The organism is Mycobacterium sp. RTGN4 (assembly GCF_033804635.1).
GTDB lineage: Bacteria > Actinomycetota > Actinomycetes > Mycobacteriales > Mycobacteriaceae > Mycobacterium.
The window spans coordinates 362,194-376,903 of sequence record NZ_JAPZLB010000004.1 but is presented as its reverse complement, the minus strand read 5'-3'; the positions used below and the strand labels follow the sequence as shown (position 1 = coordinate 376,903).

The window sequence follows — 14,710 nt, the reverse complement described above, 5'->3', positions numbered from 1 at the left end:
GCTTGTCCAGTGATGCCCAGCCTCTTCCTCTCGCACGGAGCGCCGCCTCTGGTGGACGATGCGACGTGGGTGGCGGAGCTCGTCCGGTGGGCGGGTGAGCTCCCAAGGCCGGAGGCCATTCTGATGGTGTCCGCCCATTGGGAGGCGGCCCCGCTGACCATCGGGTCGACGACGGCGAAAACCCCACTGACATATGACTTCTGGGGCTTCCCGCAGCACTACTACGACGTCACCTACGACGCGCCGGGCGCACCGGAACTCGCCGCTCGGGTCGAGGCGTTGATGCCCGACGGTGAAGCGATAGCGCATGACCCCGAGCGCAGGCTGGACCACGGCGCGTACGTGCCGTTGACCGTGATGTATCCGGACGCGACGATCCCAGTGCTACAGGTTTCGATGCCAACACTTGAGCCGCGACGCCTGCTCGACTTCGGCACCCGGCTGCGACCGCTGCGGGACGAAGGTGTGCTGATCATCGGGTCGGGGTTCACCACGCACGGGCTGCCGTTCTTGACCGATCCCACCCCGGACGCCCAAGCACCAGGCTGGTCGCGGGAGTTCGACGCATGGGCGGCCGAATGCTTCGCCGACGGCGATCTCGATGCGCTGATCGACTTCAGGGCCAAGGCGCCAGGCATGCCGTACGCCCATCCGACCATCGAGCACTTCGCGCCGTTGTTCGTTGCGCTCGGCGCCTCGCAGGACCCCGAGCAGGCGCCGAAACAGGTCGTCGACGGCTTCTGGATGGGGCTGGCCAAGAGGTCGATTCAACTGGTGTGATGGAGTCGACATGGACGTAACGACCGATCAGATCCTCGAAGCGCGCAGTGCCCATCTGCGCCGCGACTGGGGCGCGAGCTACGCCGCCTTCGTACGCGTCGACGGTATGGGTTCGATGACGCTCGACGACCTCGATGCGTATGCGGCCGCCGCGTGGCGGCTCGGCCACGCAGGCGAAGCGGTCAGACTCGCCGAACGCGTCTACGACCGTTTGACGCGGGCCGATCCGATCGCGGCCGCGCGCAAGGCCGCGGAGCTCGGCTTGGAGTGGCGCACCCGTGGTCACGACTCGGTCGCCCGCGGCTGGGTGGAGAAGGCGCGGGTGCTGCTGATCGGTGCACCAAAGGGTGGTCCCCATGGCTACGTGGCGTACCTGGATGCCGTCGCCGCACTTTCCTCGGCCGACGTCGCGGCGTTCACCCGATCGACAGAAATACTGCGCGACACAGCAATTGAGACCGACGACGTGACGCTGACCGTGCTCGGTCGTGTGCTGGAGGGCGTGTCGGCGCTTCTGGCGTCACGGACGGCCGAAGGCTATCGACTGCTCGACGACGCGCTGATGCCCGTGGTAGACGAACGGGTGTCGATCGAGTGGGCCGGCGACGCGTACCGCATCGTGCTGAATTCGGGCGCTCGATTGGCCGACGACGGGCACGTCGCCGGGTGGACGCAATCCTTGCAGCGTTGGTGCGAGGTGACCGCGGTGGCGCAGGAGTTGGTCATCGGCCCGCGTCGATGAGCGTCGGGTGACATGACTGCGTTGGATGCCATTGCCGACTGGCCCGTCCCGACGGCCGCCGCCGCGGTGGTGGCACCGTCCGGCATCGTGGCCGAGTTCGGCGACACCGGGCGCCGCTTCGCCCTGGCCTCGGTGACCAAACCGCTCGTCGCCCGCGCCGTGCAGGTGGCGGTCGAGGAAGGTGTCGTCGAGCTCGACACGGCGGCAGGTCCGCCGGGGTCCACGGTGCGTCATCTGCTCGCACACGCTTCGGGGTTCTCGATGAAGACCGCGGCGGTGCAGGCGCAGCCGGGGCAACGTCGCATCTACTCCAACTACGGGTTCGAGGTGCTCGCCGAGACGGTGCAGCAGGCCTCCGATATCGAGTTCGGCGCCTATCTGCGCGAGGCCGTCTTCGAGCCGCTCGACATGGTTTCGTCGAGCCTGGCCGGTGGCAACGAGGCCGCGGGGTTCGGTGCGCAGTCCTGCGTGGCCGACCTGGCCGGCTTCGCGGGCGAGCTGCTCCGTCCGACCCTGGTTTCGCCGCAGCTGCACGCGGAGGCGACCACGGTTCAGTTCCCCGGATTGGCGGGGGTGCTGCCGGGGTTCGGCGTGCAACGGCCCAACGACTGGGGGTTGGGCTTCGAGCTCCGGAACGGGAAATCCCCGCACTGGACCGGCTCGCTCAATGCCGGATCGACGTTCGGACACTTCGGTCAATCGGGCACGTTCCTGTGGGTCGATCCCACTGTTGACCTGGCCTTAGTGGTGCTCACCGACCGTGACTTCGGAGACTGGACGTACCCGCTGTGGCCTGCGCTCTCTGATGGAGTACTGAGAGAATTCGGAGCACACTAGCGCAACAGTGGCCCCACAAGGCACAATGGACACGCACGACACAACTGCATCGTTACTTTTCGGGTTCACCAGGTCGTTGGGGAAGACGTCCCTAGTGGAAGCCGAAGGAGCAGATGATGCGTGCGTCGAACCAGTTTGCCGACGCGACGACCGGTGTGGTTTATGTCCACGCCTCGCCCGCGGCGGTATGTCCACATGTCGAGTGGGCGCTTTCGTCGACCCTGTCGTCGAGGCCCAATCTCAAGTGGACGCCTCAACCGGCCATGCCGGCACAGCTGCGTGCGGTCACCAACTGGCATGGGCCGGTGGGGACCGGTGCCCAGCTGGCCAGCGCGCTGCGCTCATGGTCGGTGTTGCGCTTCGAGGTGACCGAAGACCCCAGTGAGGGCGTCGACGGCTACCGCTGGTGCCACACCCCGCAACTCGGATTGTGGAGCGGCGTGATGAGCGCCAACGGCGACGTGATGGTCGGCGAGCTTCGGTTGCGTTCGATGATGTCGTCGGGCGCCGACGCCCTTGCCGCCGAACTGGATACGGTGCTCGGCACGGCATGGGACGAGGCCTTGGAGCCCTACCGCGGTGGCGGCGACACGGGCGAGATCACCTGGCTGAACCGCGGGGTCGGCTAGCCTCAGCCGCCGACCGACAGGTGCACGCGCACCACGTCACCGTCGTCGATCTGCTCGGGCCGTCGCAACGCGACCTTGAGCGGCACCAGATATGCGCCGTCCCGCGGGATCAACGACGTCTCGACCTCGGTATCACCGATCCGCACCCGGGCGGGGATGACGCCCCAGCCGTAGGTCAGTTCCGCGCGGTGGTCGTGCAGGAACGTGTCGCAGTCCTCCGGCGTGGTGACGAAGAAGTAGGGCGCCGGACCGCGCCACTGAAACACCTCGGCCTGAAATTCCCAGTCCATCGCCGCCTAGGCTACGGGCGAAGGATCTTCAGCGCGCCCGGCACGGCGGACACCTCGACCGGCAGCGGGCAGACGAACTCGCCGTCGGCGTACGCATTGATGCCGGGCGAGTCGACCGTGATCACCTTCGCCCTCGCCGTGCGCACCTCGTCGAGCTTCGTGTGCGTGCCCTTGAAGACGGTCGGGAACAGCCGGATGAGCTTGGTCCGCGACGCGGACGACACCATCGTTGCGTCCAAGAGGCCGTCCGTGGGGTCCGCGTCCGGGCAGATCAACATGCCGCCGCCGTAGCTCTTCGTGTTCCCAAAGGCAGCGAGCGTGAGGTCGGTGACGACCTCGTCGCCGCCATCGAACGTCAACCGGAACGGCAGCAGTCGCAGTTTGGAGAGCTCCGCGACCATCGCGACGTTGTAGCGCATCCGGCCGTGGGGCCAGCGCATGCGGTTCGTCCGGTCAGTCACCAGCGAGTCGAAGCCCGCCGCCATCACGGTGCCGAACCACCGGTCCGTACCGTCGGCGCCGCGGACGCGACCCAAGTCGATGGACTCGGCCCGACCGTCGACGATGACGTCCGCCGCGGCCTCGGGATCCTTTGTGGGAATGCCGAATTCGCGCGCGTGGTCATTTCCCGTTCCAGCAGGGATGATGCCGAGCGGGATGTCGGTCTGCGCGAGCACCTGTAACGCGAGCGCGACGATGCCGTCGCCGCCGACGACGACGAGCGCGTCCATACCGCGTTCGAGCGCACCCTCGACAAGCCGTCGCGCGTGCTCGGCGTCGCTGCCCGCGATGGCGACCACGTCGACGCCGCGGCGATGGAACTGCGTGACCGCACGCTCGGCCGCATGCGATGCGCTGCCGTGTCCCGACGCCGGATTCGTCAGCACGGTGATCCGGCCTGACGTCATGGGATCAGCTTGCCCGGGTTGAGGATTCCGGTCGGATCCAGCACACCCTTCACCGCCCGCAGCACCTCGACCCCGAGGTCGCCCACCTCATCGCGCATCCACGGCCGGTGGTCGGCGCCGACGGCATGGTGGTGGGTGATGGTTCCGCCGCTGCGGACCATCGCGTCGGACGCAGCGGTCTTGGCCTTGCGCCACTGCTCGATTGGATTCCCGCGCTGCCCGGCGACGACCGTGAAGTACAACGACGCGCCGGTGGGATACACATGGGAAATGTGACACAACACCAGTGCCGGAGTGCCGGTTTCGGCCAGTGAACTCGTCAGCGCTTCGGTCACCGCGGCCTTCAGCGCTTCGAGGTTGGACCAGTTGGTCGCGGTCTCCAACGTCTCGCACAGCGCTCCGGCGGCCAGCAACGAGTCCCGTAGGTAGGGTGCGCCGAATCGGCCGTGCTCCCAGGCCGTCGCTGGGCCTTCGCCCAGCGACGTGCCGCCGTGCGCCTCGAGCACGGCCCTGGTCTCGGCCTGCCTGCTGTCGGCATGTGCCGCGGTGCCCTCGAACGCCGTGATCGCCAGGCAGCCACCGGTGATGGACTGCTGGCCGATGGTCTCGGTGGTGGCCAGGTTGACGCCGGTCTCGGCTTCGTCGGAGAGCCGGATGACGGTCGGCCCAGTGCCGGTCTGGACCACCGCGCGCAGCGCAGCCGCACCGCTCACGAAGTCGGGGAACGACCACGCTTCGAGACGCGTGACTTCCGGAACGGGGTGAACGCGCACACGCACGCGCGTGATGACCCCGAAGACGCCCTCGGATCCGAGAATGAGTTGGCGCAGGTCAGGGCCCGCCGCCGACGCTGGAGCGCGGCCGACGTCCAATAACCCCGCCGGGGTGACGGTACGGACGCCGCGAACCATGTCGTCGAAGCGGCCATAGCCCGCCGAGTTCTGGCCCGACGATCGCGTTGCGGCGTAGCCCCCGATGCTGGCGAACTCGAAGCTCTGGGGAAAGTGGCCGAGTGAGAAGCCCCGTGCGGCAAGCAATTTCTCGGCCTCGGGTCCGGTCAGACCCGCGCCGAGTTCAGCCTCGCCCGACACCTCGTCGAGGCCGTGGAGTTCATTCAGCCGCCGTAGGTCCAGGGACACGACGGCCTTGAAGTCGCCGCGGATGGGGTCGAGGCCGCCGACCACGCTGGTGCCACCTCCGAAGGGCACCACCGCGATGCTCTGCTGCGCGCAGTATGCAAGGACGCCAGCCACCTCGTCTTCGCTGCCTGGCAATAGCACGGCGTCGGGCGCATCCTGAACGCCGGTATCCTGGCGGCGCAACAGATCTGGCGTGGACTTGCCGCCTGCCCGCAGCAGCCGACCTTCGTCGTCGGAGACACAGTGGATGGGACCCACAAGGTCCGAGAACGCCGCCCGGTCGGCGTCCGACAACGCCGAGGGGCGCAGTCGAACCTCAGTGGGCTGAAGCTCGGCACCGGGGGTCGGCTCGACGCCGAGCGCCTGCTTGAGCAGTGCCCGTATGCCATCGGACAGCGGCTTGGCGGCGGCGGGGTCGCCCCACGCGTTCCACTTCATCGGGGGCAATAGTTGGTCATCCGGTCGCATCATGCGTTACAGTATTACATATGCTGTCAATCAGTAACGAGAAATCGTCTTCGTCGGTCGAGGGGCGGATTCTCGACGCCGCGGCAAGCTGCGTGCTCGCATACGGCGTCGATCGCGTCACGCTGGCCGAGATCGCCCGGCGGGCGGGCGTCAGTCGCCCGACGGTGTACCGGCGTTTCCCGGATACCCGATCGATCCTGGCAGCGTTGCTCACTATGCGGATCACCGACGCCCTCGACGACGTGCCCAGCAGGGGAGTTGGTCGCGAGCAGGTGGTCCAACGCGTTGTCGCGGTCACGGGTCGGCTCCGGCTCGACCACGTGATCATGTTGGTGCTGCACGAGGCCCCAGACCTGGCGATGCTCTACCTCTCGGAACGCCTCGGCACCAGCCAACAGATCCTGCTCGACACGGTGGCCGGGGAATTGAAGGCCGCGCAGGACGAAGGCAGCGTGCGCGCAGGCGACGTCCGCCAGTTCGCGGCGATGTGCCTGCTGATCACCCAGTCGACCATTCTGTCGGCAAAGCTCGTCGAGCCGATTCTCGACGACCACGCGTTGGCGACCGAACTGTCCCACTCCCTGAACGGATACCTGAAACCATGACCCGTTCCACGCCAGCGTCCACCAGACTCAATGCCGCCCGACGGTCCGTCGAGTTGGCCGCGGTTTCCGACGGCACCGTCGACGTCGTCGTGATCGGCGGTGGCATCACGGGGACGGGCATCGCGCTGGACGCCGCGACCCGGGGGCTCTCGGTGGTGTTGGTCGAGAAGCACGATCTGGCGTTCGGCACCAGCAGGTGGAGCTCCAAACTGGTGCATGGCGGGTTGCGCTACCTCGCTACCGGCAATGTCGGAATCGCCCGCCGTAGCGCCATCGAGCGCGGAATCCTGATGTCGCGCAATGCCCCTCACCTTGTCAAGGCGATGCCGCAGTTGGTGCCGCTGTTGCCGTCGATGAACCAGGCGTCCCGCGCACTGGTTCGATTCGGTTTCGTCGCAGGCGATGGGTTGCGCAGGCTGGCGGGTACCCCTGCGGCCACCCTTCCGCGCTCGCGGCGTGTCGATGCGCAACGCGCGGTCGAACTCGCGCCCACCGTGCGCAGGGCCGGCCTCGACGGAGCGCTGCTCGCCTACGACGGACAACTCATCGACGACGCGCGATTGGTGACCGCGGTGGCGCGCACGGCCGCTCAGCACGGCGCCCGCATCCTGACCCGGGTGTCCGCCTCCGACGCCACCGGTACCTCCGTGCGTTTGACCGACCAACTGACCGGCGAGTCGCTGGACGTTCAGGCGCGTGCGGTCATCAACGCCGCGGGCGTGTGGGCGGGTGAGGTCGACACCGCGATACGGTTGCGGCCCAGCCGTGGTACGCATCTGGTGTTCGATGCGGCGGCCTTCGGCAATCCCACTGCCGCACTGACGGTTCCGATTCCCGGTGAGCTCAACCGCTTCGTGTTCGCCATGCCGGAGCAGCTCGGGCGCGTTTATCTTGGGCTTACCGACGAGGACGCCCCGGGCGCCATTCCCGATGTGCCACAACCGACGTCGGGGGAAGTCAAGTTCCTGCTGGACACCGTGAACACCGCACTTGACGTTGCGCTGGGACCCGACGACGTCATCGGGTCGTATGCCGGGCTGCGACCGCTCATCGACAACGGAGCGGGGGACACTGCCGACGTTTCGCGGGAACACGCCTTGGTGGAGTCGGACAACGGCGTCATCAGCGTCATCGGCGGCAAGTTGACCGAATACCGGTACATGGCCGAGGACGTGCTCGACCGAGCCGTCACGCTGCGCGGGCTGACCGCGACACCGTGTCGGACCCGCAACCTCCCGCTGGTGGGCGCGCCTGCCAATCCCGTGTCGACACTGCGTTCGCCCGCCGACCTACCGTCCTCACTGGTCGCGCGCTACGGAGCTGAGGCTCCGAACGTCATCGCCCGCGCCACGTGCGACCGTCCGACGGAACCCGTCGCCGACGGAATCGACGTCACCCGAGCCGAATTCGAGTATGCCGTTACGCATGAAGGCGCCATGACCGCGGACGACGTGCTCGACCGGCGCACCCGCATCGGCCTGGTCGCGGCCGACCGCGAGCGGGCTCTGCCCGCCGCCGCGGAAGTCCTCGCCAACTGACCGCGAGCACACGCAAAGTACCCCGCGCAGTGCAAATCTACAGCGGGATGTTCTTGTGGCGACCGCGCCGGGCGGGTGCCTCGGCGAGCGCCTGGGTGACCCTGCTGCGGGTGTGCGACGGGTCGATCTTCTCGTCGACGACGCCGATTTCGATGGCGCTGTCCACGCCGCCTGCGATCCGCTCGTGCTCGGCGGCCAGTTCCTCGTGCAGCGCCTCGCGGTCCTCAGGGGCGGCGGCCGCAAGCTTGCGCTTGTGCAGGATGCCGACCGCGGCCTTGGCGCCCATGACGGCAACCTCAGCGTCCGGCCACGCGAACACCTTGGTGGCGCCCAGCGAGCGGGAGTTCATCGCGATGTAGGCACCGCCGTAAATCTTGCGGGTGACCAGCGTGACGCGCGGGACGGTGGCCTCGCCGAACGCGTGCAGCAGCTTCGCGCCGCGGCGCACCACGCCGCCCCACTCCTGGTCGACGCCGGGCAGGTAACCCGGAACGTCGACCACGACGACGATCGGAATGCCGAAGGCGTCGCACAGTCGCACGAAACGCGCTGCCTTCTCGGCACTCTCGGAGTTCAGGCAGCCGCCAAGGCGCAACGGGTTGTTGGCAAGCACGCCGACGCTGCGGCCCGCCAGCCGGCCGAGTCCGACCACCATCGACGGGGCCCACTTGGCCTGGAATTCTTCGAAGGGGGCATCGGCGTCCAGCAGCGCGTTGACCAACGGGTGCACGTCGTATGCGCGCCGAGCCGAGTCGGGCAGCAGCGCAGTCAGGTCCGTGTCGCCGGCTTCTGCCTTGGTCCGGTCGAAATGACCCTGCTGGCAGAACAATCCGACCAGGCGACGCCCGCGCTCGTAGGCGTCGAGTTCGTCGTCGGCCACGATGTGGCACACGCCGGACTTCTTGTGGTGGGTGTCGGGGCCGCCGAGGCTGGCCATGTCGACGTCCTCACCGGTGACGCTGCGCACCACGTCGGGGCCGGTGACGAATACGCGGCCCTCGGGCGCCATGATGACGACGTCGGTCAGCGCGGGGCCATACGCCGCGCCGCCGGCGGCGAAGCCGACCACGATGGAGATCTGTGGGACGTAGCCGGATGCGCGGATCATCGCCTCGAAGACGAGTCCGACTGCATGCAAGGCCTTTACGCCTTCGGCCAACCGGGCGCCACCCGAGTGCCAGATGCCGATGATTGGGCTCTGCTCCTCGATGGCGGTGTCGTAGGCGTCGACGATGTGCTTGCAGCCGTCCACGCCCATCGCGCCGCCCATGACGGTGCCGTCGGTGCAGAAGGCGACCGTGCGAACGCCGTTGACGGTGCCGGCGCCTGCCAGCACGCCGGACTTGTCCCGCTCGTGCAGCAACTCGACGGTGCCATCATCGAAGAAGGTGGACAGACGTAGGAGCGGATCGCGCGGATCCAGTGATTCGTCGACTGTATCGGGGGCCATGGTCGTCATCTCAATCTCCTAAGCGGCTCAATGCGTTTCGCTGCGTATCGTGCGATTGTGGTTAGTATCTGCCAAAGGCGAGAGCGACGTTGTGCCCGCCGAATCCGAACGAATTGTTCACTGCATATTGGTAGTTGCCCGTCCGCGGTTCCCCTGCGACCACGTCCAGATCGATCTCTGGATCGAGGTTGCGCAGGTTGAGCGTCGGCGGAACTACTCCGTCCCGCAACGCCATCACGGTCAGTATGGATTCCACCGCTCCGACTGCTCCGACGGAGTGGCCAAGTGCCGACTTCGGTGCGTAAACCGCCGGCTTGTTGCTGCCGAGGGCATTGTTGATGGCCTTGCCCTCGGCCACGTCGCCGACCGAGGTTCCGGTTGCGTGCGCGTTGACGTGGTCGATGTCGCCGGGGGTGAGCCCGGCCAACTGGATCGCGCGGGTGATCGCGTGTCCAGCCTGATCCCCGGTGGGATCGGGCGCCACGATGTGGTAGCCGTCGGACGTGACGGCGGCCCCCATCAGGCGCGCCAGGATGTTGGCGCCACGGGCCTTGGCGTGTTCCTCGGTCTCGATGATCATCAGCGCTGCGCCTTCACCGAACACGAAACCGTTGCGGTCCTTGTCGAATGGCCTGCAAGCGCCCGCCGGGTCGTCGTTGGTGGTGGACAACACGATTCGCATCTGTGCGAACCCCGCGATCGGCACCGCCTCGATCCTGGTCTCGACGCCACCGCAGATCGCCATGTCGGCCTCGCCGAGCACGATGTTGCGCCATGCGTTCGCGATCGCCTCCGAACCCGATGCGCACGCCGAGATCGGAGTGACCACACCGGCTTTGGCCTTACGCTCCAGCGCCACCGCGGCTGCGGGCGAGTTCGGCATGTACTTCTGCACGGCCAGCGGAGAGACGGCCTTCATGCCCTTTCCCCGCAGATCGTCGTAGGCGTACAGCAATTCCTCGCTGGAGCCCATACCCGTGCCGATCGACACCATCAATCGCTTGGTGTCGACCTCGGGCGAGCCCGCGTGCGCCCACGCCCGCCTGCTGATGATCGTGGACATCTTCTGGAGGTACGAGAGTTGACGCAGTTCGACCCGCGTCAACTCGCCGTCGAAGTCCTCCAGCAGATGGCCGCCGATCGTCACCGGAAGGTCGTAGAGCTCGACGAAGTAGTCATCCAGGGTGCGAATGCCGCTTTGACCGTCGAGCAAGGCCTTCCAGGTGCTGTCCGCATCGGTGGCCAACGCTGTCGTCATCGCATAACCGGTGACGACAACGTTGGGGAAACCGTTCCCAGTGGACAACCCTGCCATTAATGCTCCGAACGTCTCGTTCGCCTAGTAGCGACCGAAGGCCAGAGCGACATTGTGACCCCCGAAGCCGAACGAGTTGTTGATGGCGTACTGGTAGTCGCCGTATCGAGGCTCACCCGCTACGACATCGAGATCGATCTCGGGATCGGGTGTCTCGTAGTTGAGCGTCGGCGGGATGACGCCGTCACGAAGCGCCAGCACCGTCAGGATCGACTCCAGGGCGCCGACGGCACCGATGGAGTGGCCCAGCGCCGACTTCGGCGCGTAGACCGCGGCGTGTTCGACGCCTGCGTTCCGGATGGCGTTCGCCTCCGCCACGTCACCGATCGACGTGGAGGTTGCGTGTGCGTTGACGTGGTTGATGTCCGCCGGCGACAACCCCGCCGTCTCCATGGCGCGCTTCATTGCGTGCCCTGCACGCAGACCGTCCGGTGCGGGCGCCACCATGTGGTACGCGTCCGACGAGATGCCTGCACCCATGACCCGGGCCAGCGGCGTGGCGCCGCGAGCCTTGGCGTGCTCCTCGAGTTCGATGATCATCATCGCCCCGGCCTCGCCGAAGACGAAGCCATCGCGGTTCTTGTCGAACGGTCGCGACGCCCCCTCGGGGTCGTCGTTTCTGGTCGACATGGCCCGCATCATCGAGAACGCCGCGATCGGCAGCGCTTCGATCATGCCTTCCACACCACCGCAGACGGCGATGTCGGCGTCACCCATGACGATCTGACGCCACGCGTGGGCGATGGCCTCCGAACCCGACGAACATGCCGAGACCGGAGTGATGACCCCGGCGCGCGCCCCCAGTTCGAGGCCCACCACCGCGGCCGCACCGTTTGGCATGACCATCTGAACGGCGAGTGGCGAGACCTTGCGGGGGCCACCCTCGTTCATCGCGTCGTACATCTCGACGATCTTCTCGCCGCCGCCGAGGCCCGTGCCGATCACGACCGAGAAACGGTCGGGATCGACCTCGGGCCTACCCGCGGAGTCCCACAACCGGTTGCCGACGTACTTCGACATCCGTTGGACGTAGGACATGCGACGCAATTCGAGCCGAGTCATCTGTGGGTCGAGGGCCTCTTTGAGGTGCCCGCCGATCTTGACCTGTAGGTCCCACTTATCGACGAATGGGTCATCGAGTACGCGGATGCCGCTTTCGCCGGCCAACAAGCCCTTCCACGTGCTCTCGATGTCCGGTGCAATAGAAGTAGTCGCCTCGATGGCAGTCACCACCACGCTGGGGAAACCGCCATTAGCAGTGGAAGGACGGGTCACTGTGCGAACTTATCGCGCAGCGCTGCGGCGGCCTCGGGGTTCTCTTCCTCGAGCTTCTGGATGTAGGAGACGACGTCACCAACGGTGCGCAGACCGGCGAGGTCCTCGTCGGGGATCTTCACGCCGTACTTGTCCTCGGTCTGCACGGCGATCTCGACCATCGACAGCGAGTCGATGTCCAGGTCGTCGACGAACGACTTCTCCGGGGTGACCTCGGAGGGCTCGATGCCGGTGACCTCTTCGATGATCTCGGCGAGACCGGAGATGATTTCCTGCTGACTGGCGCCCATTGTGGCTCCTTCTATCTTTCGTGGTCCGGCGCTCCCGAGTGGAGCGCCTTCTAGTTGTGCGGTTGTTCTGGTTAGAGCTCGGCGAGCCCGTCCAGGTCTGCGGGGGTCTTGACGGCGTACGTCGGCACGCCCCGAAGTTCACGTTTCGCAATTCCGACGAGCGTTCCCGCCGGCGGGAACTCGATGATCGCGGCGACTTCTGCCTTTTCGAAGCGCGTTCGGATCGTGTCGGTACACAGATCCCAGCGCACGGGCTTGGTCATCTGCGCCACCAACTTGCTCATCGCGTCGGCGGCCGATGACACGGCCTGTCCGTCGGAGTTGGACAGCAGCACGGTGCGCGGCGCGTCGGTGGCGATGCCCTCGGCGGCGGCTGCGTATGCGGCCAGCGCGGAGGCCATGTACCGGGTGTGGAAGGCGCCTGCGGTGGCCAGTGCGCGGACGCGGGCCTTGGCGGGTGGATCCTCGGCGAGCTTGTCGAGGGCGGACAACGCGCCAGCGGCCACGATCTGTCCCGCGGCATTGCGATTGGCCGGCACCAGGTCGAGTGCCTCGAGCCGCCCGAGCACCTCAGCTTCGTCGCCGCCGAGCACCGCAGACATGCCGGTCGGCTCGATCGCGCACGCCTTGGCCATCTCGGATCCGCGGGTGGCGGCCAGCGAGACGGCGTCGTCGGCCGAGATGACACCGGCGATCGCGTAGGCCGCGAGTTCTCCGACGGAGTGGCCCGCGACGATTATTTCTCGCTGGTCTGGGCCCCCAGCCAGCAGGCCGCGCTTGGTCAGCTCCTGATGGGCAAGAAGCGTGGCGGCGACGACCAGTGGCTGTGTGACCGCCGTGTCGGTGATCTCCTCGGCGCTCGCCGTCGTGCCCAAACGGGCCAGATCCAGACCGATGGCCTCCGACCACGCGGCGACAGCTGCATCGGCCCCGGGCAGCTCAAGCCACGGGGCGAGCATACCGGGGGTCTGAGAGCCCTGTCCGGGCGCAAGCAAGGCAAGCGTGTTTTCAGGCACGGATTAAGAGAACACTGTGAAAGTGGTTTTGCGCGGTGTAAGAGATTATGAACCTGGTCTTATGTTTTTGTAGGGAGTCCACAAAACGGCACGTGATGGGACGTCCCCGACACCTGAACGCGACCTTCAGCCGAGCTGTGCAGTGCCAAAAGCCCGGGTCGCGGAGCGTGTTACTTGGGCCACATTGCCATTTGGCGTGTTGGACTGCGAACCGTGTCGGCCCAATCGGCCCACCGTGGTTGCCACTCGCAGCACGTACGCGTCGCGCGGGACGGTGGGATCGCGCCCGGTGAAATCGGTGATCCGTTTGAGGCGGTAGCGGACCGTATTTGGATGAACGAACAATTTGCGCGCGCACGCCTCGATGGCGCCCCCGGAGTCCAGATAGGCATCCAGTGTCTCGGCGAGAGCCGGTCCGGCCTCCGCGAGTGGGCGCATGACTTCGACCTCCAGGGCGGCGAGTGCCGTGGAGTCGCCCAGCAGGGCACGTTCGGGAAGGAGTTCCCGCGCAGGTACGGGTCGCGGCGCGCCGCTCCAGCCAGCGACCGCATTCATGCCAGCGATCGCCTCGGTCGCGCTGTAATGCGCTGCCGACAGTGACGACGCCACCGGTCCGATCACGATCGGCCCGTCCGCGAAGACGTCGAGCAATTCGGCGAGGAAACGATCCGTGGGGGATAGCTGGCCCGACACGATTGCCACCAACCAGGTGCCGTGCACGTCGGTCAGCGCGGCGCGGCCGTGGCGATTGACGATCGCGTGCACGTCCTCGCTGGTGAAGTCGAGGCGATCCGGCTGGGGCAATCCGACGATCACCGTCGCGGAAAGGGTGGCGTCCCAGTTCAAGGCGGCCGCCTGGGACTGAAGTTCTGGACCGACGTCGCCGCGGACGACGGCGTCGACCACGTTGGCTTCCATTCGGGTATCCCATGCGCCGCGGGCCTCGGCCGCGTCCGCGTATCCCGAGGCCGCCGCAAACGCGAGGTTGCGGCTGTAGCGCAGGATGCCGACGGTCAGCGCCGTCATCTGCTCGTCGTTGCGGGCCAGCATCGGCACGGCCTCTTCGAAGTGCTCCATCGTCACCCGCACCATGTCGACGGTCTGCCGCAGTGCGATGCGCCGGGTCAACTCCTGCGGGACCAGCGCGAAGGCCTCGGCGGTGTAGCCCACGTCGCCGCGCGGATCACGCATCCACTCCGCGAAGTTCACCAACGCCGTCTGCACGACGAGTTGAACGCTTGCGCGCTGCGAGGCCTCGAGCTCGGCGAAGAACGGCAGCCGGTCACCCATCACGTGGACGGCCTCGGTCGCCAGCCGCCCGGAATACTGCTTGACCCGGCGTAGCAAGGATTCCGGAACGGAATCCAGCAATTCGAGCGGCGTGCGCGCGCTCTCGGTCGGGTTGTCAGTCACCCCTAAAACCTACGC

The 14,710-nt window shown here is 66.9% G+C and carries 15 protein-coding genes; 6 read left to right on the top strand and 9 right to left on the bottom strand.

Annotated elements, in window-relative coordinates; all coding sequences use genetic code 11:
* The first annotated feature begins 12 nt into the window (after positions 1–12).
* The 4 genes from SLQ30_RS11660 to SLQ30_RS11645 all read left to right on the top strand — a co-directional run bounded on the left by SLQ30_RS11660 (position 13) and on the right by SLQ30_RS11645 (position 2,988).
* On the top strand, positions 13–780 hold the full coding sequence (locus SLQ30_RS11660; RefSeq protein WP_319446515.1) for a class III extradiol ring-cleavage dioxygenase: 768 nt from the start codon (positions 13–15) through the stop codon (positions 778–780).
* A gap of 10 nt (positions 781–790) precedes the next feature.
* Positions 791–1,522, top strand: a complete 732-nt coding sequence (locus tag SLQ30_RS11655) for a chemotaxis protein CheY (protein WP_319446421.1) — start codon at positions 791–793, stop codon at positions 1,520–1,522.
* A gap of 12 nt (positions 1,523–1,534) precedes the next feature.
* Positions 1,535–2,359 carry a serine hydrolase domain-containing protein gene (locus SLQ30_RS11650; RefSeq protein WP_319446420.1) on the top strand — a complete coding sequence of 275 codons (825 nt, stop codon included), beginning with the start codon at positions 1,535–1,537 and terminating at the stop codon, positions 2,357–2,359.
* Positions 2,360–2,475: 116 nt separating this feature from the next.
* Positions 2,476–2,988, top strand: a complete 513-nt coding sequence (locus tag SLQ30_RS11645) for a DUF3145 domain-containing protein (protein WP_319446419.1) — start codon at positions 2,476–2,478, stop codon at positions 2,986–2,988.
* 2 nt (positions 2,989–2,990) lie between these two features.
* Here the strand turns inward: SLQ30_RS11645 and SLQ30_RS11640 are convergent, their stop codons facing one another.
* Genes SLQ30_RS11640 through SLQ30_RS11630 form a run of 3 tightly spaced genes read right to left on the bottom strand, consistent with a single transcriptional unit; the run spans position 2,991 to position 5,763 of the window.
* Positions 2,991–3,278, bottom strand: a complete 288-nt coding sequence (locus tag SLQ30_RS11640; protein ID WP_319446418.1) for a DUF1905 domain-containing protein — start codon at positions 3,276–3,278, stop codon at positions 2,991–2,993.
* Positions 3,279–3,289: 11 nt separating this feature from the next.
* Positions 3,290–4,186, bottom strand: coding sequence for a diacylglycerol kinase (locus tag SLQ30_RS11635; protein WP_319446417.1), 897 nt, complete (start codon positions 4,184–4,186; stop codon positions 3,290–3,292).
* Positions 4,183–5,763: an FAD-binding oxidoreductase gene (locus SLQ30_RS11630; protein WP_319446514.1), complete on the bottom strand. Its 1,581-nt coding sequence runs from the start codon at positions 5,761–5,763 to the stop codon at positions 4,183–4,185. The genes SLQ30_RS11635 and SLQ30_RS11630 overlap by 4 nt, the downstream gene beginning before the upstream one ends.
* Positions 5,764–5,813: 50 nt before the next feature.
* Here SLQ30_RS11630 and SLQ30_RS11625 point away from each other — a divergent pair, with 50 nt between their 5' ends.
* Together SLQ30_RS11625 and SLQ30_RS11620 are read left to right on the top strand one after the other, a co-directional pair.
* Entirely contained in the window at positions 5,814–6,398 is a 585-nt protein-coding gene (locus SLQ30_RS11625; RefSeq protein ID WP_319446416.1) for a helix-turn-helix domain-containing protein, read from the top strand.
* On the top strand, positions 6,395–7,936 hold the full coding sequence (locus SLQ30_RS11620) for a glycerol-3-phosphate dehydrogenase/oxidase (protein ID WP_319446415.1): 1,542 nt from the start codon (positions 6,395–6,397) through the stop codon (positions 7,934–7,936). Before SLQ30_RS11625 ends, SLQ30_RS11620 begins: the two co-directional genes overlap by 4 nt.
* A gap of 37 nt (positions 7,937–7,973) precedes the next feature.
* On the opposite strand, the gene SLQ30_RS11615 is transcribed toward SLQ30_RS11620, so the two are convergent.
* From SLQ30_RS11615 to SLQ30_RS11590, 6 genes are all read right to left on the bottom strand, one after another.
* Positions 7,974–9,395, bottom strand: a complete 1,422-nt coding sequence (locus tag SLQ30_RS11615) for an acyl-CoA carboxylase subunit beta (protein WP_319446414.1) — start codon at positions 9,393–9,395, stop codon at positions 7,974–7,976.
* A gap of 52 nt (positions 9,396–9,447) precedes the next feature.
* Positions 9,448–10,701: a 3-oxoacyl-ACP synthase KasB gene (kasB, locus tag SLQ30_RS11610; protein ID WP_319446413.1), complete on the bottom strand. Its 1,254-nt coding sequence runs from the start codon at positions 10,699–10,701 to the stop codon at positions 9,448–9,450.
* A 24-nt stretch (positions 10,702–10,725) separates the two neighbouring features.
* A complete protein-coding gene (gene kasA / locus SLQ30_RS11605) occupies positions 10,726–11,976 on the bottom strand; it encodes a 3-oxoacyl-ACP synthase KasA (RefSeq protein ID WP_319446412.1) in 1,251 nt (416 codons plus the stop codon).
* Entirely contained in the window at positions 11,973–12,266 is a 294-nt protein-coding gene (gene acpM / locus SLQ30_RS11600) for a meromycolate extension acyl carrier protein AcpM (protein ID WP_319446411.1), read from the bottom strand. The genes kasA and acpM overlap by 4 nt, the downstream gene beginning before the upstream one ends.
* A gap of 71 nt (positions 12,267–12,337) precedes the next feature.
* A complete protein-coding gene (locus SLQ30_RS11595; protein WP_319446410.1) occupies positions 12,338–13,282 on the bottom strand; it encodes an ACP S-malonyltransferase in 945 nt (314 codons plus the stop codon).
* Between the two features lie 126 nt (positions 13,283–13,408).
* Entirely contained in the window at positions 13,409–14,695 is a 1,287-nt protein-coding gene (locus SLQ30_RS11590; protein WP_319446409.1) for a PucR family transcriptional regulator, read from the bottom strand.
* Between the last annotated feature and the right edge of the window lie 15 nt (positions 14,696–14,710).